Source organism: Rhizobium sp. Rhizsp42, from assembly GCF_047304155.1.
Classification (GTDB): domain Bacteria; phylum Pseudomonadota; class Alphaproteobacteria; order Rhizobiales; family Rhizobiaceae; genus Rhizobium.
Genome location: NZ_JBGLYS010000054.1, coordinates 1 through 26203 on the forward strand (window position 1 = coordinate 1; position 26203 = coordinate 26203).

Genomic DNA, 26203 nt, shown 5'->3' on the forward strand with positions numbered 1-26203 from the left:
GCCGTCGCATAGAGCGCCGATGCCCGGCCCTTCAGATCCTCGGAAAGCCCTCGAAGCCCGCTTGTCCCAAATTTCATCACACACATAGACCCTGTAATGTGTGCGCCCATGTCCGGGTCCTCCAATCCCAGGCATGACACACGAACTCGAAACAACCCCTAGTGGATCTTCTGACGACCCCCCTCCCGCCAGATAAGGAACAGAACGCCTCCAATGTAGCCAACCTGCATAAGAAACATGCAAATAACGCTGTAGTATAACGTCAAAGTCACGGATCTGTGATGCAGATATGCGATTATAGAGAATCCAAAAGTAGCGCCGAATATCCTGAAGTAGATACCTGGTGCTCGCATTAACTGGATAAAGCGCGTCATTTTATTTCCAGTCATTGGCAATATTTCTCATGGTTAATCAAACAATGCAACAAAATTGGAGAAGTGTCACCTAGTCCGAGGCGGAAATTCACCGGTCTCGCGACGAATATTTGACGCGCCGCAACATTCTGAGGCCCAGATTAGGCCGACGTCGCATATTCATCTTCTTACATTTAATCTATAATAATCAACACTTTAATGCGTGAGTGATCTTTCCCAACGACATGATCGCCTAGTAGACTGATGGGCCGAGGGAATTTTGGTTAAATATTTTGTCTCAAGTGCCAGATACTATCGCAATGCAATATCCTCTTTGCAGATCTGAGAATCCGTCCTATTGTGCGACGCAGCGTAGTATTTATTCTTAATCCGGTGCGCAGCGGCGGGAGTAATGACCATGTCGATGAAGAATTCGTTCACGGGACGCTCGCCCACAAGCGTTATCCACCTTGGGTTGCTTTCTTCTGTCGCTCTCATTCTCCGCGGAATGCACTGCCGCGATTTGACCACGAAGCGCCGGGACGAGGGCGTTTTGCCATGAGTTTCGAGCCGATCGGTATTTTTACGGTCACTCTCGGACTGTATTGCCTGTCGCTCGGTCAGGCTGCGACGATGAAGGTTTTTGTTGCGTTGACGCTGCTTGGAGCCGCAGCCGCTTTCGTGGTCGGCTCTTCCAGCGTTCAGCCCGCACATCTGTTTCTTCTTTTTGTAGCTCTTTCGATCTTCCGCGGCACCCAGAAAACCACGCCGCTGGCGGATGGGTTGCATTTCGGTCGCCCAGGATTTTGGTTGGGATGCCTGGTTCTTTATGGAGGCCTTTCGGCGTACTTTCTTCCGCGCCTGTTTGCGGATGCAACGATGATCGTTCCCTTGGGTGTGGCCGACCGGCCGCTGACCAGCGGCGTTGTGTCACTCGCTCCAGTCTCCAGCAACCTGACCCAAACCGTTTATCTGATCGCAGACCTCGCTTGCTTCCTGCTGGTGACGGCGATCGGTTCAACGACCCAGGGATTTCGGGCCATAATCGGCGGCCTCACAGCCTACACGGCTCTCAACATCGTGTTCGCAGCGCTCGACGTTGTCACCGGGGCAATCGGTGCCCAAGACATGCTGCAGTTTATGCGCAATGCGCAGTATGTCTTTCATGACAATGACAAAATCAACGGAATGAAGCGTATCGTTGGCTCTTGGCCAGAAGCTTCCGCGTTTGCCGGCACGACGCTCGGCGCGTTCGGCTTTACGTCCACGCTGTGGCTATGTGGGCGATCCTCCAGGTGGACAGGGGCACTTGCCCTGACGTCTTTTGCGCTGATTATATTGTCGACCTCATCCGGTGGGCTTGTCGCCGCACCCGTCTGCCTTGCCATTTTCTATGTGACGGCTGTGATCCGAAGTGGGACTTCGCATGGGAGCGCCAACAGTAGCGCGGTGGTCATCTTTGCGCCGTTGGTCGCCGTCGCTGTCGGCCTCGCTGTTGTGCTGCAGACCGATATATTCAACTCGATCTACGACTATATCGACATGGCTATCTTAAGCAAATCGACCTCGGCTTCAGGTATGGAGCGCGGTGCGTGGAACACGCACGGAATGCAGAATTTCTTCGATACATATGGGATTGGTGTGGGACTTGGAACGGCGCGAACCTCGAGCTTCCTGGTAGCAGTGTTGTCGAACGTAGGTATCCCGGGAGCAGTATTCTACCTGCTGTTCATCGCAACGGCGCTTGGCCCTTCGGGTGCAATGGCTAGAAGCTTCACCGCCGATGTTCAGCTTTCGGCACGCAATGGATGCCTTTGTTTGCTTACTGGATCGTTCATCGTTGGGCCGACCGTCGATCTTGGTCTTCTATTTTTCATTCTAGCGGGTCTGGCCGCATCCCGACCGACATCCACTGCCGATGCGCCCGCACCGTTTCTCCAGCTAAGCGAGCAGAACAGGCTCTCCACCCGGTGGGGGACGAGCTAGGTGTATCAGCCAAGTTATCTCATACGAATAACCAGAATGCGTCGTTAGGACGAGGACAGTGCATTTCCGAGACGCCTTGCACGGCGTCGCGGCAACGACCCGCGGGGGACTGATAATGCCAATGATCGATCTTCAGCCAGGCAACAGCATCGTACCATTGCTTCGATGCGACGTGTGCATTGTCGGATCAGGGCCGGCTGGCGCCACGTTGGCGCGAGAGCTATCGGGGTCAGGGCTAAGCATTGTCCTTCTCGAGAGTGGCGGCACAACACGACAGGCGGAAAATGATGCACTAAACGACATCGACAATGTCGGCCGGCCGCGTGCGAGCGACCAGTGGTCCGTCAGAAATAGAATTCTTGGCGGGAGCTCGCACACGTGGGGGGGGCGATGCGGCCCGTTTGACGCTATCGATTTCGAACATCGAGAGTGGGTTGATCATTCCGGATGGCCAATCGCCATGAAGGAGCTGGACCCCTATTTGGAACGCAGCGCTGTTCATCTCGGACTCGCAGTCGGCACCGGATACAGCAATGATCGCTTTTGGGGAATTTCGGGACGACCAGCACCGAAGGAAGAATTTCGTGCCAACCTGCTGTTGCCATTCTTCTGGCAGTTCAGCAGAGATGATGCGGAAAGCTACCCGTTCGAATACATGCGGTTTGGTCGCCATATCGTCAAGCGGCTTGGTTCCAATGTCACAACTGTCATTGGAGCAACCGCCTTGCGCCTATTGGTCGATGACACGCGCAGTAAGGTCGGCGGGCTGGAGTTTGCGACTGGTGACGGACGCACGCATACGCTTGCGGCAGGTTCCGTGGTTCTGTGTGCCGGCGGCATCGAAAATGCTCGTCTTCTGCTTAACTCACATGAGCCCGGTCGTCCGGCACTTGGCAACGATCGCGACCAAGTTGGCCGCTATCTCATGGATCATCTGCGCGGCCCGGCAGCGTTCATTTCCGTGCCAGGTTCCGCTGCCCTGCAGCGCAGGTTGGGACGTTACAATGTTCAAGGTCGATTTTTCCGGGCGGGCCTTAGGCTTAGCCCTGCGGTTCAGCGCGAGGAGCGCCTGCTTAACTGCGCGGCCTGGCTCGGCGAGACCTTGGCGCCGGACGATCCATGGGACGCGATGCGGCGCTTGGCCGCCCGAAAGCCGAAGTTGCCTGACGACCTCGTCGACGTGGCGCGCAATATTCCACTTATGGTGCGCGGCGCGGTCGACTATTTTGTCGCGCGCAATGGATTGCCACGCAAGTTGCGAGAACTCACTCTCGAATGCATGTGCGAGCAGATGCCCGATGCAGACAGCAGGGTAACGCTGTCGGACCGTCGCGATCGTCATGGCATGCCGCTTCCCAAAATCGACTGGCGCAGCCATCCGGCCGAGGCGCGGACGATGCACCGGATGGCTGAACTGGTCGCCAGCGAATTCTCCCGTCTGAATTTTCCTACTGCAGTGCTTGCCGATTGGGTACGCGATAAGGCACCCATTCCCACAAGTTTCGTCGATGTTGCTCATCCAACCGGCACGACACGCATGTCAAGCGATCCGGCGAACGGTGTCGTCGATGTTGATTGCCAGGTTCATGGGGTCGAGGGACTTTATGTATCCGGTAGCTCCGTCTTTCCCACCGCCGGGCACTGCAACCCGACGCAGATGATTGTCGCGATGGCTATTCGCCTGGCCGATCATGTAAGGGAAAAAGCCCAACGTCCGCTGGTTTTGGAGATGATGGCCCGTGTCGGATAAAATCGTGCTCGTCACAGGCGCCACCGGTCGGATCGGCCGGGTCGTCGTTTCCGATCTGCTACAGCGTGGATATCACGTTAGGGCGGTTACTTCAAAGTCGCCGCCATCAGAAGGCGTTCAGCGGCTCGAATGGCGTCAAGCCGACTTGGCCCGCAACGACGATCTACTTCCACTCGTGGATGGTTGCGATGCGGTTATCCATCTGGCTGCAGAAATCGGCAGGAAGAGCCGGATGCGGGTGCTCAATGAAGATGCGACCGAGCGGCTCGCCAAGGCCGCACAAGACGCGGGGGTTGGGGCGTTTTGCTACACGAGTTCAGTTTCCGTCTATGGTTCCGGACGCTCGATCGAGATCTCCGAATGGTCGCCGGTGCTGTCGATTGATGAGGATAACGCTTCGGAGTATTGGGCGCTCGACTACGTGCGGGAATACGGACGCACGAAGCTTGCAGGCGAACGAGCCATTTCACGCGTTGCCGACCAGATGAGATGCATAATCTTCAGGCCAGCTGTCGTCGTGGATTTGGACCAGATCATCGGCATACGCGACTGGAGCTTGGTAAAGCGGATGCTTGCGTCACATCGACATGCCCATCACATATACGTGTGGGATGTCTCCGACGCACTCATCTGGGCTGTCGAACAGGCATTGGCTGGCCGGGGAAAGCCAGGCGACGTCGAGATCTTCAACCTTGCGGAAGACGATCGGCCACAACCACGCCATATCGACTTTATGCGTAAGGCGTTCAGGGCAAGTGGGGACCCGCATTACCGCGTCGTGAGTGCGCCCTCAGCTGTCGACTGGTTGCACGACTTCCTTCGCTTCAGAACGCTCCCGTTGAGGAACCCGCTATGGCGCATGCGGTTTTCCAGCCGGCGGCTGCGGGATGCCGGATACCGATTGAAGTTCGGCATGGCCCAGGCGGAAGAACTCGCCCTTTCCCGACTGGCCGATCAGGCAAAGGCGGGCGCCCAGACGAAAGCGGTTCCGCAAAACAACACGGTCTAGTCCCAGGCCTTTTGATTAGTCAGCGGGGTATTTGGGATTCGCGCCTTGCGGGGTGCGTTTCTCATCGTTATCGACCCGACGGGTATAGAAGGCGTGAAGAAGGACGTGGGTCAAAACGTATCCAGCCTCTAGCATAACCGCGAAGGCGCCTCCCCACAGGACCGCGTGCCACAGTGTGCTTCCACTAGTGTAGCTGACGACGGCGTAGATCACCAAAACGGCTATGACCAACAGTGCGAACACAAGCACAGGAACGCGCAACGCACAGATCGCGCCGATCAGCAGCGAGATAACAAGTGCCCAGCCCATAGGTCGCTCCTGACTCCCAATCCGTGGATCCCCAGTCAGATATAATTCCGCATATGAGATGTCGAGGCAAGTGCAAATTATGACCCGTCGTGTGACACCGGGAACAGCTTAATTGCTGCTGATATCAGCCGGCGCGGCGGCAGTCTTTTCGCGCCGCTCTACCTTGATCATGTCGCCGGGAGTGACCGGGTCGTTGTCGTCGACGACGAGTGTTTCCATGCTGCCGTTTACGACCCGATTGACCGTCATCCGGTATGCAAAGGGGTTCTGCTCGTCAGCAAGAGAGGCTATTGCCAACGGTGCACGAACTTCAAGATTTCTCAATTGGTCTCGTTCCGTCCGAAGCTTTTCAGCGTTGGAGGCAAATCGGTCACGCAACTCCGCCGCTTCGCTCAGCGCGCTGACACGATAGCGGTTTCGTACATCGGCGATATCCTGGTCACCTTTGGCGAGATCCTGCTCTGTTTTCAAGATCGCCAGCGACACGTCGAGATTTCGGCTCTCTAGTTCGGCCACCGTCTGGTTCGCGCCTAGTTGGCGGGCGGAAATTGTCAAACCTTGGGATATCAGCTTGTTGACAGAGGACAGATCCTTGCTTGCCAGATCGATCTGCTTGGCCAGAGCTACGGATTTTTCCTTCAGTGCCGCGATCTGGTTGTTGGCGAGAACCTTGGCGCGGCCGAGAGCGTCGATCTCCGTCGTCATCGATTGCTCACGCGTCGCAAACAACGACCGCTCTTCGTCCATCATCTTGGCAAATCGAGGTTCGTTGCCTTTTGAGGTCAACTCCTTTGGAAATGACACCGACGACGCTCCGCTCAATACCGCATCGACACGTGCCTGTCGCGCAAGGAGCCCGAGCCGCTCTGCTTCCAGTGCCCGCACCTGGCCTTGGCTGGACAATGCGTCCCGCTGCAGACCAATTATGTTGGCATCCGTCGACCCTATTCCGCCGGCCATGCTTAGTGCCTGAACGACGGTAAGGCCTGGACTGAAGTTGTATTTTCCAGGATTGGCCACTAGCCCCGTGACAAAGAGCGGACGATAAGACGAGATTTCCACAGAAGCGCTTGGTCGCTTTTGCAGACCGACTTCCGTCTGCAGACGCTGTCCGATGGTCTCGGAGATCTGCTCAAGCGTCCTGCCGGCTACCGATACATTTCCGATGATCGGTAGCGAGAGGTTGCCGGCGGAAGAGACAACGAAGTCGCCGGATAGGGGAGCCCACTCGAATGCCGTCATTGTACTGGGCCGCCACTCGTAGACGCGGATTTTCAGCGTGTCCTGCGGTCCGGGAACGTATTCCTCTGCGGCATGGGCTATTGTTGCGCCGGCAACTGTGGCGGTCAGCGCGATGATGCAAACACCAGCATTGATGGCGCGTCTCATCAAACGAAGATCAAGAAAGCCGCATCCTCGTACGAGGTCTCGGGGGAGGGCAGAAAGCGGCATCGTATACTCCTATTTGACAACGTTCCGGTCGTGCTCAGGCCGACACAGCCAGCTTCACGCCTGTGGCTTGTGCGACATAGCCTCGAAAGCGATCCACAAAGACGTCCCTTCGAAAATCGGCTGCGCGCGACACGGCATCTGCGGGATTGAAATCCAGCCGCTCCATCCGTTCGACCGCGTCTATGAGGGCATCGGTCGTTTGGGTCTCGAAAAAAACGCCCGTCTTGTTGTTTACGACAGTTTCAGTTGCGCCCCCTCTGCCAAAGGCGATCACGGGCCGGCCGCTTGCCATCGCCTCTACCGGTACGATGCCGAAGTCCTCCTCGCCCGGGAAAATCAACCCCTTGCAGTGCGCATAGTGATGTCTGAGAGAATCAAAAGGCTGCGCGCCAAGAACGGTGACCGTCGGCCCGGCAATCTTCTTGAGGTGATCGAGCATCTCGCCGCCGCCAATGACGACCAGCTTTGCCTTCATCCGATTGAACGCCTCGACGGCAAGGTCCGGCCGCTTGTAGCTAACAAGTTCGCCAACCATCAGATAGTAATCCTCGACCTCACGGCTCGCCACCGGCCTGAAGGCCGCTGTGTCGACGGGAGGATGAATGACATCAGCTTCACGCCGGTAATAGCTCTTGATCCTTTGAGCGACGGTTGTCGAGTTGGCGACGAAGCCGTCCACGCGGTTCGCCGTCGCGACGTCCCATGTTCTCAGATAGTGCGCCAGGGGAGGCATCATCATTCGCGTCATCAACCCGGAGCTCTCGTAGTACCTGTTGTACATGTTCCAGATGTAACGCATCGGGGAGTGGCAGTAGCACAGGTGAAGCGCAGGCGAGGTCGGTATAATGCCCTTGGCCGGTCCCGACTCGCTGCTGATGACGAGATCGTAGGGAGAAAGATCGATTTGCTCGAGCGCCATAGGCATCAGCGGAAGATAACGCTTGTACATCCGCTTCGCATAAGGGAGACCGCCGATGAAGGTCGTCTGGATCTTGTGCCGCTTAATCTTGTCGGAAATCGCGGACATATCGCACACGTGCGTGAATATGTCAGCTGTGGGAAAGATATCGCACAAGGCTTCGATAACTTTCTCGCCACCGCGCATTCCAACCAACCAGTAGTGAATAATTGCTACGCGCACGCCAAGCTCCCCGAGATACATCGATCGAAAACATCGTGGCTTGCATTGCGGGTGTAGTTCTTGCCGAAATATTGATCAAGAATCAGACGTTCGGCATTTATATTAGGCACGCAAATCAGTTTTATGAACAGTCAGTGACGTTATTTCCCGCATTGCACTGTTATATAGTGCAGCGCAATAATTTTATTGTCAAACCGTTTAATACTTGTTAACTTTCTTCTGCATGCCACGAGGCATTGTCTGCAGGTGCCCACATTCCGAATTATTGCAAGGGAGTACGCAGATGAGTGAAATTGATCTCAGTCGGAACTTTGACCGGTTCAACAAGGCGCCGCAGCCCGCTCGCAGGGCGACATCCCGACGGTCCGATCTTTTTGAAAACGGAAAACACTCCGCCATTCTCGATGGCATCAAATATTGCATCGATGCGACAATCGCAGTCGTGGGCCTCGTCGTCTTAGCGCCGATGATTGCGATGTTGGTCGTGGTACTTCTCGTCTTACAGGGGCGGCCCATTTTTATTGCGCATAGGCGCATCGGCCGGCACGGCATCATGTTTCCCTGCCTGAAATTCAGGACAATGGTGAAGAATGCAGACGAGGTTCTCCATCGGCACCTGGCGGCAAACCCGTCGTTCAGGGCGGAATGGAACGCGACGCGCAAGCTGCGAGACGACCCGCGCGTCACACCGCTAGGCGCGCTTATGCGCAAAAGCAGCATTGACGAAATTCCTCAGCTTCTGAACGTCATCCGCGGTCAGATGAGCCTGGTCGGACCAAGGCCGATTGTTGCCGGCGAAGCTGAACTCTATGGCATCCATTATGCTGATTACATCCAGGTTCGTCCCGGTGTAACGGGTTTGTGGCAGGTCAGCGGGCGCAGTGACACCAGTTACAGCGAACGCGTACAGCTCGACGTGCGCTACGTCGCGGAACAGACGGTTCTGGGCGATCTGACAATCATGCTGAAAACCGTTCCGGCGGTCCTTCGCTCGCGCGGCAGCTACTGACATTACACGGGCGCGGCACCGCGCCTTTCCACCTTCGTGAGTGTTATTTCACGTGCCTCGCGGCACGTGCGTCAAGCTGCGCCGTCAGGACGCGGGCCGATGGTCGCCGGGAGATTGCTGCATGAGCGTAACAGACGTCGCGATCAATGGTCGCTTCCTCACCCAGGATCTCACGGGTGTCCAGCGTTACGCCCGAAACATCGTCACTGCGATGGACATGCAGGCCGGAGCCGAGCACGCCGTCCTGATTGCACCGCAGCCGTCCAGCGAACTCTCTTTGCAACGGCTGCGATCGGAGGCACGCGGGCGATTAACCGGTCATGCTTGGGAGCAAGTCGAGTTGCCATTGTTCAGCAGCGGCCGCAAGCTTTTGAACCTTTGCAACACGGCCCCGGCTCTTAAGGGCGATCAGCTTGTCTGCATCCATGATGCCAACATTTTCGCAGCACCGCAAAGCTACAGCCGGTCGTTTCGCGCGTTGTATCACACGCTTCAACCTCTCCTAGTTCGGCGTTCACTTCGCGTCGCCACGGTATCGCACGCTGCCGCGCGACAGCTGGCCCGATATCTACCGGTTCGCGAGGCCGAGATCGCGGTTCTACCGAACGGACATGAGCATGCACTGCGTTGGGATCCTTCGCTGGCGCGGGCAGCGCCGGCATTTCTGGCGACGAGATCGGCAATGCGACCGTTCATTCTGGCGCTCGGATCGCGCGCGATCCATAAGAACCTTTCACTTCTGATCGACATTGCAGAAGCCCTCGACGAGATGGGCCTTGATATCGTCATCGCGGGCGGCGGCGACGGCATATTCGCTCAACAAACCTTGCGGCATCGCAGCAATGTGTACTTCCTCGGACGCGTCTCCGATGACGATTTAGCTTACTTGCTGGACCGTGCGTTTTGTCTGGCGTTTCCTTCCCTTGCGGAGGGCTTTGGGCTCCCGATCGTGGAGGCGATGGCCAGATCCTGTCCTGTCATTTCGTCACACAGTGCAAGCATGCCCGAAGTCTATGGGAAAGCGGCGCTCGGGGCTTCCCCGTTCGAGCCTCGCGAGTGGATCGAGCAGATCAAAGCCCTTGTCTCCTCAGAGCAGCTACGTTGCGATCTCGTGGGTGCCGGTCAAGAACAGCGACGTCAATTTTCATGGGAGACCTCCGCGCGCGGGTATCTCGACCTACTGGAGAACCCGAAGACCGAAATCCGCGCGCACAAGCCCGTTAATCCAAGCCTGCCACGTGTTAGCGTCATCTTCGCAACGCGCGGGCGTCCCGACGTCGTCGCGGCTAGCGTTCGTCGATTACTCGCAACGCAAACGGTGGCCCCCGATAAGATCATTGTCTCCGGTGTAGACGTGGCCGATGCCGGAGACCTCAGCGATCATCCGGACGTGACGATCATCACTGGGCCTCCAGGGCTAGCCGCGCAGCGCAACACGGCTTTGCGGCATGTGGCGCCACATACCGAAGTCGTTGCCTTCTTCGATGACGATTTTGTCGCCGATGGAGAGTGGCTTGCGGCTGCAATCCAGACTTTTCGCGACGAACACCATATTGTCGGCTACACAGGCAACGTCATCGCGGACGGGATTAAGGGACCTGGAATTTCGTTTCAGCAGGCGGTGGAACTGGTCGAGGCGGGGCGATCGGACGCAACGTGGCAGGAGCGGTTCAGTCCGTATGGTTGCAACATGGCCTTCCGGTTCAAGGCCATCGGAGATCTCAGGTTCGATGAGCGCTTGGTTCTCTACGGCTGGCTGGAGGATCGCGACTTCGCCGCTGCGCTTGCCAAGCGCGGTGGCCGGCTCGTCAAATCGGGGCGATCCTTCGGTGTTCATATGGGTGTAAAAGGCGGGCGTGTGAGTGGCGACCGGCTTGGCTATTCGCAGGTGATCAACCCGCTTTATATGCTGACCAAAGGTACGATGAGCCTGCCCAAAGTCGCCGGCCAAATCTTCCGCAATACAGCGAGCAATTTTACCGGAGCCATCTGGCCCGAGCCATTCATTGACCGACGCGGCCGGGTCCGCGGCAATCTGTTGGCTGCATTTGACGCCCTACGAGGGCGCCTTGAGCCGGAACGCGCCGCAGCGATCGCGACACCTCGACCAGCCGCCAAGCCATATGAACGCTAGGAGTAGAAAAATGTTCAACAGACCCCGCCCAATTGACGTTACCTCAAGGTTCTGGCGGGAAAATGAGACGCAAGCCAACGTGGCTGGCGATGGGCCAATCGCGCTTCTGCGTGCTCTTATCGAACTTGCCGCCCGCCACAAGGCCACGCTTGCGATTTGCTGCGCGGTCGGCCTGGTCGTTTCCGCGCTCTACGCCTACTCGTTACCGCCCACATACCAGGCGACCGCGACACTGCTGCTTGAGCCCCGCCAATCGGTGATTTCGTCGGGAGAATTCGGCGCTCAGCAGACGCTTGATCTCAATCGCGCCGACAGCGAGCTTCAGACCATCAAGTCCGAGCGTCTTCTGTCGGCGGTTTTTGAGAGCCTGAACATGAAAAGCGATCCGGAGCTTGCTGGCAAGCAGCCAGGCTTCATCGCGCGGTTGCTCGACGTATTCGGTCCTACGCCGGCTGATACCGTGGCCGACACCAACGGTACCTCGTCAGGTGCAACCAGCGCCACCGACGAACTTGACAATGATGCGAACCGTGCGGCCTTTCTGAAGTTCTTTTCACGGCTGAACGCGCGTCGCGTCGGTCAGTCCTTCGTCATCCAGATCGACTATTCCTCTTCCGACCCGAAGCTACCGGCGCGCGTCGCCAATGCGACGATTTCGGGGTACATCTACCAGACCGTGGCATTCAAGGAACAGATTGCTCGCGCGGGCACCGAGGCCCTACAAGGGCGGCTGGATTCGCTTGCTCGGCAGTCCGATGCAGCGCGCGAAGCGATGCACCTCGGTACCCTGCCGGCGATCGCAACTCCTGACGCCGACGCCCGCATTATCGGTGCAGCCTTGCCGCCGCTTGGACCGTCGGCGCCCCGCAAATCACTTATCATGGCGCTTGGCGCCGTTGTCGGACTTTTGTTCGGTTTCGGCGTGGTGGTCCTGCGGATGGCACTTGATCGGCGCGTGCGCAGCGCTAGAGAACTGGCGCACGAAGTCGATCTTCGCTGCCTGGGATCTATCCCTGACGTGCCCGGGGCGGAAGGCGTTCCCTGGCATATTACAAGCCCTCAGCAACAGAAGTACGTCGCCGCAATTCGAGATCTACGTACATCCATTGAAATCGCGTGTACGAGCCTGCGGAACGAAAAAAGCATCGTAATCGCCATTGTTGGTTGGACCCCGGGTGCCGGGGTGTCAACGTTGTGTGCCAGTGTCGCGCAGTTGATCAGTCGCGGCGGTCGCCAGGTTACGCTTTTCAAGGCTTCGGACGGCGCCGATCTCCACCCAGTTGAGGACCATGGCCCGGCTCTTTCCTTGGCCGGGGCAGCCTTTGCTGGGCTTATGCCGGAGCAATTGTCGTTTGAGGAAGTCAGTGGCGTTGCGGTGTTGCCAATCCACTCGCGAGACGCCAACGCCAATCTGTTCACCGACTTTCGAAATCCTCGTGTGCGGCGCATATTTGAAGTGGCGCGGTCTCGAGGTGATGTTCTGCTAGACTTGCCGCCGCTGCGCCACTCGATGGATGCACTTGCCTTGGCAAGCTATGCCGATGCTGTTCTTGTCGTTGCCCGCGCCGGGCACACGACGATCGAGGAGATATCGGAATCGGTTCAGTTGCTGCGCCGTGCAGGAGCAAATGTTATTGGAACGGTGATTAACCGTACGCGTGGATAGCCTAAGGCTGGTGGTTTCCTGCGGCCGGACGACTGAGACTGTCTCAGGTCACGCGACAGCGAGCGACAGAGCACCCAAATCCATATCGGATCATTGTGGCATGCGAGCGCTGCTGCATTGCGGTATAGATCGGCGCCATGACGGCACCGATGCCGACCTCCGCTCGAGCCTGGGGGAGGATGGTGTCACCGAGCGACCATCAAAAATGACGGTGAAGGTGCTTCGTCAAATGGCGCCAATCCAAACTCGGCCAGGTCGTTGTCTCCACGCGTCTCCTTGATGGAGGGCATACAGATCGACGCGAGCTCGAAGCAATGCGTCAGGTCAACGCCTTATGTGAACTACTGCTTGCGTTTTTGTTGCGCCGGGGAGAATGACCTTTGCCTTTGAAGTATGCGGTCGGGAAGTTGATGTCGACGTTGATCCGACCATCATTCGCCTATGCATGATTTTCGCGCTTACGTCGCCTCACCTGGAGAACCTGCCAGCATAGAAGCCTAGCCAATCAGTCCGATGACCCACTCTAAGCTGGTCCCGCTTTGATAAGCGCCTTAGGCCGGGTTACTGCCTTGCGCAATTTGGGGTTCGGGAGTGCTTTTTCGTCTCCGTTGACGGCGGAGGACTGCTCGGAAGTACGTTAATATCTGTCGTAGAGCGCCAACCGGCCACGACCTGCCGCCACCCTAACCCCAAGAAGCAGGAGCGCTATGGCATAGGTGGCTGCGCCGGCGGCGATAGCGATCCCAAGCTCCACGACCTGAGGAAAATTTCTCCCGGCAAGCTCTTCTCGCAAAAACCACACGGCCACAGCCATGAGAGCCACTGCAACCACGACCTTCCAAATATTGAGCAGTTGGGCTGCAAAGGAAACGTCGAGCAGCCGGCGCGCTTCACCAAGGTAGAAGGCAAACATGAGCGAGGACAAGGCGATCCTGGCCACGCTGACGCCAGTGACGGAAGCCAGGTAGAAGCCTATCGAGATCAGCAGCACGCGAAAGGTGAGGTCTATAGCGTTCAGCCGAAAGATGATTTGCGGCCGATCCAGCGCGATGCTCACTGACGAGAGTGTCTGAACATAGGGGATTGGCGCAACGGCCAACGCCAGCAGGCTGAGGAGGGGTGCTGCATGCTCCCATTTCGCGCCAAGCAGGATATCGGTCGCGAGATCTGCTGTCAGCGATATGCCGACGCAGGCGGGGGCCGATACCATCATCGCGATGCGCGTGGCCTTCAAAAAGGCCTGCCTTACGCGGACGCGATCGGTATTGATTTGCGAAAAAGCAGCCATGACGGGCTGAAGAGCCGGGCCAATCAGACTTTGCGTTGGGATCACCGCGACATCGCTTGCAACCGCATAGCGACCGAGGGTCGGACGATCTGCCAGCGCTCCCACAAGAAATCGATCGAACTGCCAGTTCAATGCAGAAATCAGCTGTGCCGAGGAAAACCAGCCGATAAAGCCGGCGAAGTCGGGAAGACGTGCGAGCGAGAAGGCGGGACGGTAGGGGGCGAGGACGTAGGACACGATTGTTGATGCAAGCGAGGCGACAACGAAATTGGCGACGATTGCCCAGTACGCTCCACCGGCAAGGACAACGAAGACAGCAACTAGCGCGGCGGTCAACTTGCCCGACGATTCCAGAATGAACGTCTGACGAAATCCCAGCTCCCGCGCGAAGTTCACCATTGCTGGGCTGGCCAGCCCCCTGGATATCGGGCCGAGGCTTAGCACAGCGACAAGCAGCACGAGATGGCTGTCGTGATTGATCCAGGAATACGGCCACGCGATCGCCAGGACTATCGTTCCGATAACGACACCTCTCATCACGCCTACGGTAAAACCGGTATCAAGGTGGGATTTGTTGATTGTCGGGAGCCGAACGAGGGCCTGCGTTACAGGAACCTCAAGCACCGTATCAACGACCACGACGAGCGATGTTGCGATCGCCGCCAGGCCAAAGTCGCCCGGCGTCAGCACACGGGCGAGGACCAGCAGGGTGAAAAAGTCGATGATGCGTCCGAGAAAGCGGGAAAAGACCAGCCATCCGGCTCCCTTGATCGTCTTTACCGCAAGCATCTCTTACTCCAAGTTCAAGCGCTCGTTCACTGCGCCAGGCTGTAAAGCTGTGATTGTGCGGGGCCATGCAATCTTGAAAGGCTCCGACGCCGGGTAACTTAATCGCTGTGCTGAAATCTGGCTTGCTGTGGACTGTGTGTTGGCGCGGCTATTTGAGCCATGCAAACACCTGCCTGATAATGTGGGCCATCTCCAGGGCTGGGAGCAGCGCGCTCTTAAGCAACGGAAAGTCTCGAACGATCGCACCTTCCCGCCACAGCTGTGACTTGATCTCCGTCAGCTTGTTGGCCAGATTGGGTGCGTTCGATTGCTCTAGGACGTGGACATTGTCGGCACGTCCGAAATCGACGGATCGCGCGCCCACGCCCAGTGCTATCATGTCGAACGCGTCAGGCTTGGTGATTGCCCTCTTAAGTCTCCGCCAAGCGCGGTCTGCATCCGACATGACCCTTGCACCGCTTTCGACACGATCGATGTATTGAAAGACACCCGTAAGCAAGGGGTTGGCCTGCGCTGGATCAAGCTGCCCATAGGCGATCGGACCGGCGTTGCTATGAACCGATCCGTCGTCCGACTCGCTCAGATGGCGAACCGAAGGGATTGCTGGTTCGAACAGACTCTCGATGATCTGCCAGTAACGCAAAATCACCGTCTCGATCCTGAGCGGGTTATAGAGGTCTTCTTCAACGACCAAACCCGTAACGCGCGGGAAGTGGTCTTCGCTGAGGCCTTTGTAGTTGCACCGCGCGAACTGGATCGTTTCAAATTTGCGCTGGGGGAGCCCGGCCGCGACGAGACGCTGGGTGCTTCCATAGAGACCAGTGTCACAGAGAATGATGCGTTCGGAATCGCCGGCGATCTGCGCCAGATGGCGCTCAAAGAGCGCGTTCTGCTGCGCGATATCAGCAAGCACTCGGCCGCCTTCGGTGGTCTCCAGCAACCCGTAGAACTGGGCTGGATCAAAGGGTCGATGCCAGGCATCGGACAGTCTGTAGGTTGCGCCACCAAGGGCGTCGGCTACCTCGGCGAACGTGTTCTTCTTGAATTCACGTGCCAGTTCATCAAGAACTGTGGGGCTTTGCTGGATGAGCGCTGACCGCGCGGCAATCAGGCGTGAAATGAGAAGATTCTCACGTCGCATTGCAAGCGGGAGATCAAGTTTGGCGACCAACTTTTCGAAGGCTGCGCGGATGCCGATACCGCCGCGCGCACAAAACAGAAGAGCCGCATCACCTTTCATCTCCGCCTGTCGGGCGTAGAGCCAGATGTAGAGGCAAAACTGCGCGACAACAGGACCGAAGACGTCTCGGCCGAAGCCTTCCCGATCTGCGAGATCTGGCAACCGGGCAGGCTTGATGACGGTATTACGAACGCCAAGGGCTGCTTGCGACCTGGCGCCGTCGGCTTGCGTGGCGAGGCGCCTAAGGCGTCCCTTAGGAAGATGCAGCGCGTGGATACCCATGGTTCTTGGGACCGTGCAGTCGGCAAGAAGATCGTCTCCGAGATGCAACAGACGTGACGCCGCAATACCTTCCGTCAGAAGGACATGCGAAAAAAGATGACCGAAACGCTTGCTTTCCCCGACCTCGGCGCTCGAGTAGATATCGTCTATCAGACCGGGGCCGTGGAAATGGTCGATCAGTTCCGACAGCTGGCGCTTTGGCAGCGCCGTGTCAGAGACTGCAACAATGCGAATACCGGTCCGGCGATGGAGGCGCAGCACCCTGGCAAGCATCTGGTTTGCCGAGAGTGAGCGTTTTTCGATCGCCACCTCGATTGCGATGCGTTTTTCTATCAAACGCTCGGGCAGGCCGAGGATCGCGAACTGGCGTTCAAGAATATCGACGAGCCGAACTTCTCCCGCCCCACCTCCAACGTTGAGCGCGCGATAGCCAAAGCACTCGGCGAGCTGGCGCGTGCGAAACAGGTGATCTGGGCTGATGTGAAATCCCTCATCTCGCAGCACTCCTGAAAAGAGCTTCTCGGCTTGCATCAAACGCGATCTTTGTGATCGAGGTTGCCTCAAGAGCAGGGTGTCGAAAACGTCTGTCGATATCAAGTCGATACCATCAAGAGGCGCTTGCAGCAGATGGACGAGGCTTTGACGTGGCACCGAATAACCCTTTGCCATCGATCAGCCCCGTTCCTGCCATTGGACAGTGCTGTTGCTGTGGATGCGCTGCAACAAGGACTGGCTCAGTGAATTCGCAACTGCAAAATTCTGCAGCAATATTTGAATTCCATCAAGTGAAAAAATTAATTTATTTTGCAGCGCAGAATAGTTGCAAATTCCATTTACCCATCTATTCTTTTCGTCGTCGTATCGATTGATATAACGACACTTTTTCAGTTGCATTATACTGTGTCACACTCGTGGGTGATCGCAGTTCGGAGGTGAACAATGGGTGATGTGAGCCATCAATCCTCACGCATGTCCGCAGTGCAGCATTTCGATGTCATCGTGCTGGGCGCCGGCATTTCCGGTCTGGTTGCGGCGGCGATCTTTTCAGGTGAGGGCAAGCGGGTTTCCGTTGTCGATGAGTACGCCCATGTGGGCGGAAACCACATGGATTGGTCGTCGCGCGCGGGCTATACCTTCGATGTCGGCAGCCTGATATTTCAAGACGATTCTCCGTTGCTGAGGCACTTTCCCGAGCTCCTTGAACGCTACGTGCACATCAAGCCGAGCTGGGGGCGATTAAATCCGCAAGGGAAAATCACGCTTTATCCAATTTCCATACGTGATGACATTCTAGCAGCCGGGCCTCTCGGCGTAGTGCGTATTTTCGCTTCTGTCCTTTATGCGCGCCTGTTTCGCCGCCGCATGGAAAACGCGCGTGATTTCGCACGCTACTGGATCGGCGCTTACTTGCTGCACCGATCCGGGCTGGGGACTTACATGCAGCGATTCTATGGTATTGCGGCCGACGAGATCGACCTTGATCTCGCACGAAAACGCATGCTTTGGATCTCCGAATATGCCTCGATCATCAATCTGAGCCGTCGATTTTTGAAACGCAAAAAGGCAAGCGGTCCAAAGAATCGTCAAATGGCGCGGCCACGAGAAGGCTTCGAAGCGCTTTACAGCCTCGCTCGATGCAAGCTCGAAGGTCGTGGTGTGGTGTTCACACTATCGGCTGAGGCCCTCCACCTTAGCCGGGCGTCCACGGGCTATGAACTGGTGCACAAGGGAGAAACGCTTGTTGCCGAGCGAGTCGTGTCGACGGTTCCGATCAGCGTTACCGAACGCATATGCGGCAACGTTCAAACCTCGGGATTGAAGACGATCACACTGATTACGCTCTACTTCAGCTTTTCCGGCGAGAAGGGCTTTTCCCAGGCGATCATCTACAATTTCTCACACGAGGGTGCATGGAAGCGTTTGACGGTCTACTCAGACTTTTACGGTCGCGTCGATGGGCGTGAGTATTTTGCAGTCGAGGTCATCGCCGGCCAAGTCGATTCGTGCGAAGACGCCGAAGCAGATTTTCGCCGGCACGCCAACGCCAATCGACTGTTCCTCGGCGATCTCAAGCTCGAAGGAAGCCATATCCTTACAAACGCCTATCCCATTTATGCCAAAGGTGCCGCGCAGGACGCAGCCCGGGCGATTGCGAGATTGAAAAGCCTCGGGGTGGAATCGATCGGCCGCCAAGGCGGCTTCAACTATCAGCCGACGGCCAGGGTTTCGACGTTGGACGTCGAAAACGCCGTCTCATCGGCGTGAACTTGCTGCGAACAACGTAGATCGGGTCATGGTTTCTTAGTAGAGGGTCACAAGAGGTCGACGATGCGGATTTTGCATGTTCTCAATCACACGCGACGCCTGAACGGGCATGTCCACGCCGCGGTCGACCTAGCCTGTGCGCAGGTGAAGCTCGGGCATGAGGTCTTTATGGCGAGCGAAGGCGGAGACTTTGACAACCTGCTAGAGACAAACGGTATCAAGACCATCTTTATCCCACATCAACGAAAGATCCCGCATCTCGTTAGAGCCCTTTTTGCCTTGCATCGCGCGATTGGCAAATATGACGTCGATGTTGTCCATGCGCATATGATGACAAGCGCGGTGATCGCGTTCCCGATCTGCAAGTTGCGGGGTGTTCCGCTAATTACCACTGTTCACAATGAGTTCGAGAAAAGCGCAACGCTGATGGGACTTGGCACCCGCGTCATTGCTGTTAGCGACGTCGTTGGCGCCTCGATGCAACGACGAGGCGTGCGTCCCTCCAAGCTGAATGTCGTGCTCAATGGCACGATCGGATCGAGCCGGGCGACGGGCCGTAGCGAGGAGCCGAGGCCACTGCGGTCCCCAAGCATTCTGTTCGTTGGTGGCCTCCACCCGCGCAAGGGTCTGCCCGATCTTCTCGATGCTTTTGAGATCGTCCACAGATCGTATTCGACAGCCCATCTTTACATTGTCGGCGAGGGGCCGCTGCGCGAGGAATACAAAGCCAAAGCCGCGGCCCTGCAGAGCGCCAGTGACATCACGTTCGTTGGCTCGACCACCGACCCTTTTCCGTACATGCTGGGCGCCGACATCTTCGTGTTGCCGTCGCACGCCGATCCGGCTCCTCTCGTCCTGTCGGAGGCGCGCGAGGCCGGCTGCGCGGTCGTCGGCTCGTCAGTCGATGGAATTCCGCAACTGTTGGAGCATGGCAAGGCCGGCCTTCTCGTCCCACCACGTGATCCGGTAGCCCTTGCCGACATGCTCGGGCAATTGCTGGAAGCGCCTAGTCGATTGTCCGAATGGCGGCAGAAAAGCCAGTTCAGGATAGAACATCTGACGATTGAACGCGTTGCCAGGGAAACGCTCGACGTCTATGCCTCGGCAAAGTCGCCTGCGGCGGTGGCCACAGCGATGGCGCGCTAACGGCGCGCTGTCGTTACGCGAGCGAGAGGACATACTTGAGGCGCGAACGCATCCGGCGCCCGCGGGATGGATCGACCCTCAGCGCTGCCAGGCGCTTGGCGACTGCGTTTGGAAGCACGAACAGTCCAATAGCGAACAGGCATAGTGCGACCCGTTTAATGCCGGTATTTTCGCGCACGACCGCGCCGATATGTGCTGAAATCTGCCGTACGCTTGGCCTTTTGCCGTCGACGATGAGGCTCATCGTGTTCAATTCCGTGACATAGGCGTAATCGTCACGCACGTCGACGTTGGCGGCCGACGCGCACCGGGCCTCCACCAGTTCGGCCAGATGGTGAAGGCGACCCATGAACCGGTCAACGTAACCTTTCATGCGCTTGGAACTGATATCGGAAAACGACGAAAGGTTGGCGTTGTGTATCCTGTATCGGCCAAGTGGATGGTCGATGGAGACAACCGTTCCGACGAAGGGCGCCAAAAGGTAGGGTACCCCGTCAATCGCCCGCTCGTATGTCATCTCGCCCAACCCGTCATAGACATCGCGCCGATAGACGTTCCCGGAGGTCGGCGGCGTGTTGTAGTAACCCTTTTGTCGAATGGACTGGATGAGCTCATTGGAATTGGACGATTTGTGCAGTGACGGGAATGGATTGCCCATCGGCTTGCCATCCTTGTCAACCGGTAGGAGCATGAACTGGATTTTTGAGACGTCAGGCCGCAGATAGGGTTCTATTTCTTTGAGTGCGCCCTCGCCAAGAGCATCGTCGGCATCAAGGAAATAGAGGAAGCTGCCATGCGCCCGAGACAAGGCGCTTCTGCACGCCTTTAGGGGACCGCTGTTTACGCCCCTAATGGCAGTGATCCGGTCACCATATGCCTGGATCTTGCTCCACGAGCCGTCGGTCGAGCCATCGTCGACAACAATGACCTCCAGATTGTCATAGTCTTGCGAAAGGACGCTCTGAATGCATTCATCGATGTACGTTTCGTAGTTATAGCAAGTAATGATGACGCTTAGCAGGGGCTGAGCCTTTAACATCTTGCAAACCTTCTCCGCACAGATTATGTTGCAAAGCAGCATAGCAAGTGCAGTGCAAGACGTCTACGGAAATAATGCCTATAACACTGCGGCTCTATTGAGAAATAGTGTCTATAAACTGTCATAAACGAGAAATATCGAGGCGACTAGAAAGGCCATCGTCGCTTTTGCACGACAATAAGCGCCCCCACCAAGGTGACGGCGAACGGTAAGTCATGCCTGACGGACATTGACGCGGCAACTGCGAAAATCGTCGAGCGAAGACCCTTTGTGAAGTCCGTCTGCCTGTGCTGGCGGCTTGTGTTTAGCCAAGTATTGGCCCGGAGGACGAATGAACATTCAGGTTGGGCAGAGTGTGCGCGACAAGCCGAAGCACCGTCTTAAAATTCTCTATATCCAGCCTGGAACGAAGGCATTTGCTGGCATTGAGCGAGTTGTCGATGACGTGTGTGCCATGCTGGCTGACCGATATCCGGAAGACTTCGAGGTCGATGTCCTTTACACGTCCGTTCACAAGAACCGTCCGACCGAAGCGCGCAGCTATCGCTCCATCGAACGGATTGCGGCCAGCCGGATCGCGTTGATGCGAACCTTCAGGAGCGTTATCGGGGCTAAGCACTATAGCCTCGTTGTTGTCCCGCAAATCGAGCCGACCGTCATGTGTATGGTCGCTTGCCTGGGATTGAACCGACGGTTTGCGGTGCATCTACACGGCAATCCGAAGCGTGAGGCGGTTCATTTCAGGGCAAAGCTCCTGTTCTTTCTGATGCGCAACTACTTCCTGTCCCGGGTGTCGTATGTTTTTGGCACCTCTCCGAGACAACTGGAAACCTTCGAGAAGATGTTCGACAGCAAGATCCCGCAGATTTGGGTGCCCAACCCGGTGCGTGCTTTCAATCTTGACGACGCGCCAGCGTCCGAACGGGCGTCAGGCATGGTGACATTCGTCAACGTTGGACGTTTTGCCTTTCAAAAAGGCCAAGACATTCTCCTCGACGCGTTCTCGCAGCTCGTTAAGGTCCGCCCGAACGTCAGGCTGAAAATCGTCGGGTACGGCCGCGAGGAAGCGAATCTGCGCGCCGAAATCTCCAGGCTCAACTTGGAAGATTTCGTTCGCATCGAGCATCATCCGACCAGCCCTCAGCCTGCTTTAGAAATAAGCGATGTGTATGTCTCGACATCGCGGTGGGAGGGATGGTCGCTGGCGATCTGCGAGGCATTGCGTTTTGGCTTGCCGGTCGTGGCGACGGATTGCGATTTTGGACCGAGCGATATCCTGGTGGATGACCGCCTCGGTCGGCTGGTTGCGGCAGAGGGTGGCAGGACCCTGGTCGATGCAATGATTTATTACTGCGACAACATTGCGCTCGAGAGAGCACATTCTGATTTCCGCAAAGTGTTTATCGACAGGTTCAGCCCGGAACACGTGGTTGAGATTCACGCGCAAGCATTACGCTCGGCTGCCAGGGTGTTTGCCTAGGATCAGGCATCGACAAGGAGGCCACGCATGACGCATATACTCGCTCGACGTCGGTTTCTACAAGGCGCGTCAGCCTTGCTGGCAATGCAGGGTGGGGGCTTGTCATCAGCGGCGGCGGCGAGCGACGATCCGACGGCTTCCAGAAACATCGTCTACGAGGACCGTTTCAACACGATCGACTGGTCGGTCTGGGATGCCGGTCCGAAGGCGACGACAGACGGGACCGGATTTTACGGCCGCTCGGCTTTCGCGACCCGACATGGTGAGGAAGGGTTCAATCCCTATACGATTGTCGATGACCCGGAGGCTGAAGACGGCAAGGCGCTGCAGATAGCCGCCAAATACATCGGCCGCCCTATGAATGTACGCAAGTACTACGGGAACTCTCTGCCCGAGTTCCAGTGGATTTCCGGAAACCTCCAAGCTGCGCGCAAGGATGGTGTTGTTCTGAAAGGGTGGCGAAAGGGATATTTCGAGGCACGGATGCGCTTTCCGCGGCATCCGCTGACATGGCCGGCATTCTGGATGCTGAACGGTCGCAGCATCCTCGAGCCGAAGACCAGCATTGAGCTCGATATCGTCGAGCACAAGGGATGGGAGCCGACTGTCTACGGCACCTATCTTCATGAATGGGGCGGGTCAGACAAAAATAATGAAAGCACTGGTGTCGAGACGCCCGTCGACATGACGGCGGGGTACTGCCTCTACGGCATGCTCGTCGACGACACTCGGTGCGTTCCCTACTTCAATCGGCAGCCCGTTATAGACACGAGAACGAAGCAAGCCGCGGACTGGCGGATTACCCGGTCCGCGCGCCTGGACGCGGAGAGTGACGTGTTCTGGCCGCTTTTGACGCTTGCCTTGCGAAATGATGTGGCGTTTCCGAAGCCCCTGCTGGACGAGCACAAGATTACGAGTATGCGTGTGGATTATTTCAGGCTCTACACCTGAACGTGGAAGGGCGCTTGCCCAGACCATTGACTGTTAACTCATTGGCAAATTGAGACGCTCCATCGGGGAGCGTGGAAACCGGGATTGTGAGGTCGAATGCGTATTGTGATGATCGGCTCGGGCTATGTCGGCCTCGTCTCGGGGGCCTGCCTCGCGGATTTCGGCCATCATATCACCTGTGTCGACAAGTCCACGGCCAAGATCGATGCGCTCGAAGCAGGCCAGGTGCCGATCTTCGAGCCCGGCCTCGACGCGATCATTGCCCAGAACCGCGCCGCCGGACGCCTGGATTTCTCCAAAGATCTCGCCGCACCCGTAGCCTCCGCAGACGTCGTCTTCATCGCGGTCGGCACGCCCTCGCGCCGTGGCGATGGTCATGCGGACCTCAGTTACGTCTATGCCGCCGCGCGTGAAATCGCCGCATCGGTGCAAGGCTTCACCGTCGTCGTCACAAAGTCGACGGTCCCCGTCGGCACCGGCGACGAGCTCGAGCGCATCTTCTGCGAAGAGTTTCCCGACAAGGACATCGAGGTCGTGTCCAACCCTGAATTCCTGCGCGAAGGTGCTGCCATCACCGACTTCAAGCGCCCGGACCGCATCGTGCTCGGCACCGAGGAGCCGCGCGCCATCGAGGTCATGCGCGAAGTCTACCGCCCGCTTTATCTCAACGAAGCCCCGCTCTATTTCTGCGAGCGCCGCACCTCAGAGCTGATCAAGTACGCGGCCAACGCGTTTCTGGCCATGAAGATCACCTTCATCAACGAGATCGCCGACCTCTGCGAGCAGATCGGCGCCGACGTGCAGAAGGTCGCCAAGGGCATCGGCATGGACAAGCGCATCGGCGACAAGTTCCTGCATGCCGGCCCAGGCTACGGCGGCTCGTGCTTCCCCAAGGATACGCTGGCGCTGGTCAAGACCGCGCAGGATCACGACAGCCCGATGCGGCTGATCGAAACCACCGTCGCCATCAACGACAACCGCAAGCGCGCTATGGGCCGCAAGGTGGTCGCCGCCTGCGACGGCAATGTGCGCGGCAAGAAGATCGCCATCCTCGGCCTGACCTTCAAGCCGAACACCGACGACATGCGCGATGCACCCTCGATCACCATCATCCAGGCACTGCTCGACGGTGGTGCCACCGTCCACGTCTATGATCCCGAGGGTATGGATGCGGCGAAAGACTTGCTCGGGCCGGTCGTCTACGGCAGCGACCCTTATGAGATCGCCGAAGGCGCCGATGCGCTGGTGCTGGTCACCGAATGGGAAGAGTTCCGCGCGCTCGACTTCAAGCGGCTGAAGACCCTGGTCAAGACGCCGGTGCTGGTCGATCTGCGCAACATCTATCCGATCGCCGAAGTCACCAGACACGGCTTCAGCTATCAACCGGTTGGGAGAAAGTCCGCCAGGGATGAGAGAACCTGTCTCCAGGAAGTTTCTTCTAATCGACGCCAATCTCCGAAATGGTGATTGGATCGTGGTTGGGTTGGTGAGTGCTATGAGCGTGGACAAATGGTTATCGCCGCAACTGGCGTAGCAATCTTCAATGGCTCGGAGCTTCAAAAACAAAGAGCACTGACTTCGTCGTCCGCGATTACACTAGCTTTTCGTCTACTATGTGACGGCTTTCAAGCGAAACGTCCTTCCAGCTCACTCGGCGACAATTTTAAAGCTGCACGCGGCGTAGGCGACGAAACAACGTCTATGGTCTCCGCGAGCGAGCTTAGGTCAGAAAGCGGCAAATGGCTCAGGCTTCGCTGTTGATTTAACGTACGTGCTGGTTCCAGATTGAATGCAACGCTACTTCGAAACCTACACGCATTGCCTTTCCAGAGCCAATAGATGTCTACTGAACATCTCCCTTGGCGTTTGAAATCCTAGGCACTTGCGCGGCGTGTCATTCAGCCTGTTACACAGGGAACGGATCTCCTGATTGCTGACATCCAGCACGACCGTTTCTGGCGGCAGGTATCGTCGAACACGCTTGTTTGTGTTCTCGACCGTGCCCTTCTGCCAGGGAGCCTGGGGGTCGCAGAACCAGGCGGTCGTTCCCATGCCGTGCTCGAGCTCGCGCCATGACACGAACTCCAGTCCTCGATCGAATGTCAGGCTTTGCCTGGCTTGGACGGGCAGGGGTGCGAGATGCCGGATCAACTGGTTCATGATCGGCTTCGAGCGCCGGTCATTGTTGCGAAACAGCAGAGTGTAACGGCTCTTGCGCTCCACGACGGTGGCGATGTTTGCGGCGCCATGCTCCTTTCTGAAGATCATCAGATCCGCTTCCCCAGTGACCGAATTCACTTCGGGAATTGATGATGTCAGGTCTGTTGCGAATGGCGCATTCCATTGGAAATACGAGGTTTCTTGGTTTGCGTGCATATCTCGGCCGCCGTCTGCGGCGTCGTTCAGGCAGGTGACGCGCCAATTGCTGATCCTGGCCTTCCTGCGAATAGACGTACTGATAAATTGTCTCATGGCTCAGCCGGGTGGCGGCACCACCGGCAAGCCGCAGCCGCCCGGAAATCTGTTCCGGAGACCAGCCATCCTTCAAGCGATCTATCACGGCGGCACACAGACCAGGATCGCGCAGCAGCTTACGGTATTTGCGGCGCCGGTCGACCGCCATCCCATGTGCAGTGACGTGCCAGTATCCTTCGGCAATCGGAACGTCACGATCACGCCAGAAATTGCGTCGCAGTTCCCGGCAGATCGTTGAGCGATCGCGGCGAAGGGCGCGCGCGATCTCCGCTTGACTGAACTTCTTCTCATGCATCAGCGCGATGATGCGGCGTTCATCCAAACTCAACTGCACAAAAGAGCGGGCCATTCCATCCTCCTGAAACCATGGCCATTATTGTCCTCGTTGCATTTGAAAATGGAATCTGCCCCGGCTACATCCCGTGTGGCAGCCATGTTGAAATGTCCGCCGATATGCAAAGTAGAAATGTCCGACTGGTCGCTACACGGCACACCGACC

At 57.2% G+C, this 26203-nt stretch carries 17 protein-coding genes and 1 pseudogene; 11 read left to right on the forward strand and 7 right to left on the reverse strand.

Features of this window, described 5'->3' with window-relative positions; all coding sequences use genetic code 11:
* Positions 1-911 precede the first annotated feature (911 nt).
* The 3 genes from ACCD05_RS29600 (at position 912) to ACCD05_RS29610 (ending at position 5098) form a co-directional block, all read left to right on the forward strand.
* On the forward strand, positions 912-2339 hold the full coding sequence (locus ACCD05_RS29600; protein ID WP_413397108.1) for a hypothetical protein: 1428 nt from the start codon (positions 912-914) through the stop codon (positions 2337-2339).
* Between the two features lie 121 nt (positions 2340-2460).
* A complete protein-coding gene (locus ACCD05_RS29605) occupies positions 2461-4089 on the forward strand; it encodes a GMC oxidoreductase (protein WP_413397110.1) in 1629 nt (542 codons plus the stop codon).
* The gene (locus tag ACCD05_RS29610) at positions 4079-5098 is read left to right on the forward strand and encodes an NAD-dependent epimerase/dehydratase family protein (RefSeq protein ID WP_413397112.1); all 1020 of its coding nucleotides are present in this window, start codon (positions 4079-4081) and stop codon (positions 5096-5098) included. Before ACCD05_RS29605 ends, ACCD05_RS29610 begins: the two co-directional genes overlap by 11 nt.
* A 15-nt stretch (positions 5099-5113) precedes the next feature.
* Here ACCD05_RS29610 and ACCD05_RS29615 read toward each other — a convergent pair whose 3' ends face one another.
* The 3 genes from ACCD05_RS29615 to ACCD05_RS29625 form a co-directional block, all read right to left on the reverse strand.
* A complete protein-coding gene (locus ACCD05_RS29615; RefSeq protein ID WP_413397114.1) occupies positions 5114-5407 on the reverse strand; it encodes a hypothetical protein in 294 nt (97 codons plus the stop codon).
* A 108-nt stretch (positions 5408-5515) separates the two neighbouring features.
* Complete coding sequence (locus ACCD05_RS29620) at positions 5516-6859, reverse strand: polysaccharide biosynthesis/export family protein (RefSeq protein WP_413397116.1); 1344 nt, start codon at positions 6857-6859, stop codon at positions 5516-5518.
* Positions 6860-6893: 34 nt separating this feature from the next.
* A complete protein-coding gene (locus ACCD05_RS29625; protein WP_413397139.1) occupies positions 6894-7964 on the reverse strand; it encodes a glycosyltransferase in 1071 nt (356 codons plus the stop codon).
* Between the two features lie 319 nt (positions 7965-8283).
* Here ACCD05_RS29625 and ACCD05_RS29630 point away from each other — a divergent pair, with 319 nt between their 5' ends.
* The 3 genes from ACCD05_RS29630 to ACCD05_RS29640 all read left to right on the forward strand — a co-directional run bounded on the left by ACCD05_RS29630 (position 8284) and on the right by ACCD05_RS29640 (position 12809).
* Entirely contained in the window at positions 8284-9009 is a 726-nt protein-coding gene (locus ACCD05_RS29630) for a sugar transferase (protein ID WP_413397118.1), read from the forward strand.
* A 121-nt stretch (positions 9010-9130) separates the two neighbouring features.
* Complete coding sequence (locus ACCD05_RS29635) at positions 9131-11143, forward strand: glycosyltransferase (RefSeq protein WP_413397120.1); 2013 nt, start codon at positions 9131-9133, stop codon at positions 11141-11143.
* Positions 11144-11153: 10 nt separating this feature from the next.
* A complete protein-coding gene (locus tag ACCD05_RS29640; RefSeq protein ID WP_413397122.1) occupies positions 11154-12809 on the forward strand; it encodes a Wzz/FepE/Etk N-terminal domain-containing protein in 1656 nt (551 codons plus the stop codon).
* A 637-nt stretch (positions 12810-13446) separates the two neighbouring features.
* Here the strand turns inward: ACCD05_RS29640 and ACCD05_RS29645 are convergent.
* Together ACCD05_RS29645 and ACCD05_RS29650 are read right to left on the reverse strand one after the other, a co-directional pair.
* The gene (locus ACCD05_RS29645; protein ID WP_413397124.1) at positions 13447-14886 is read right to left on the reverse strand and encodes an oligosaccharide flippase family protein; all 1440 of its coding nucleotides are present in this window, start codon (positions 14884-14886) and stop codon (positions 13447-13449) included.
* Between the two features lie 148 nt (positions 14887-15034).
* Entirely contained in the window at positions 15035-17017 is a 1983-nt protein-coding gene (locus ACCD05_RS29650) for a hydrolase (RefSeq protein ID WP_413397126.1), read from the reverse strand.
* 270 nt (positions 17018-17287) lie between these two features.
* Between ACCD05_RS29650 and ACCD05_RS29655 the strand changes: the two genes are divergently transcribed.
* Both ACCD05_RS29655 and ACCD05_RS29660 read left to right on the forward strand, forming a co-directional pair.
* The gene (locus tag ACCD05_RS29655) at positions 17288-18613 is read left to right on the forward strand and encodes an NAD(P)-binding protein (RefSeq protein WP_413397128.1); all 1326 of its coding nucleotides are present in this window, start codon (positions 17288-17290) and stop codon (positions 18611-18613) included.
* Positions 18614-18676: 63 nt separating this feature from the next.
* A complete protein-coding gene (locus ACCD05_RS29660; protein WP_413397130.1) occupies positions 18677-19759 on the forward strand; it encodes a glycosyltransferase family 4 protein in 1083 nt (360 codons plus the stop codon).
* A gap of 13 nt (positions 19760-19772) precedes the next feature.
* On the opposite strand, the gene ACCD05_RS29665 is transcribed toward ACCD05_RS29660, so the two are convergent.
* Positions 19773-20798, reverse strand: coding sequence for a glycosyltransferase family 2 protein (locus ACCD05_RS29665; RefSeq protein WP_413397132.1), 1026 nt, complete (start codon positions 20796-20798; stop codon positions 19773-19775).
* 331 nt (positions 20799-21129) lie between these two features.
* On the opposite strand from ACCD05_RS29665, the gene ACCD05_RS29670 reads away from it, so the two are divergent.
* From ACCD05_RS29670 to ACCD05_RS29680, 3 genes are all read left to right on the forward strand, one after another.
* Entirely contained in the window at positions 21130-22278 is a 1149-nt protein-coding gene (locus tag ACCD05_RS29670) for a glycosyltransferase (protein WP_413397134.1), read from the forward strand.
* Positions 22279-22305: 27 nt separating this feature from the next.
* Entirely contained in the window at positions 22306-23229 is a 924-nt protein-coding gene (locus ACCD05_RS29675; RefSeq protein WP_413397136.1) for a 1,3-beta-glucanase, read from the forward strand.
* Between the two features lie 96 nt (positions 23230-23325).
* On the forward strand, positions 23326-24696 hold the full coding sequence (locus ACCD05_RS29680; RefSeq protein WP_413397138.1) for a UDP-glucose dehydrogenase family protein: 1371 nt from the start codon (positions 23326-23328) through the stop codon (positions 24694-24696).
* 342 nt (positions 24697-25038) lie between these two features.
* On the opposite strand, the pseudogene ACCD05_RS29685 reads toward ACCD05_RS29680, so the two are convergent.
* Positions 25039-26053: pseudogene (locus ACCD05_RS29685) on the reverse strand (IS30 family transposase).
* Positions 26054-26203 lie beyond the last annotated feature (150 nt).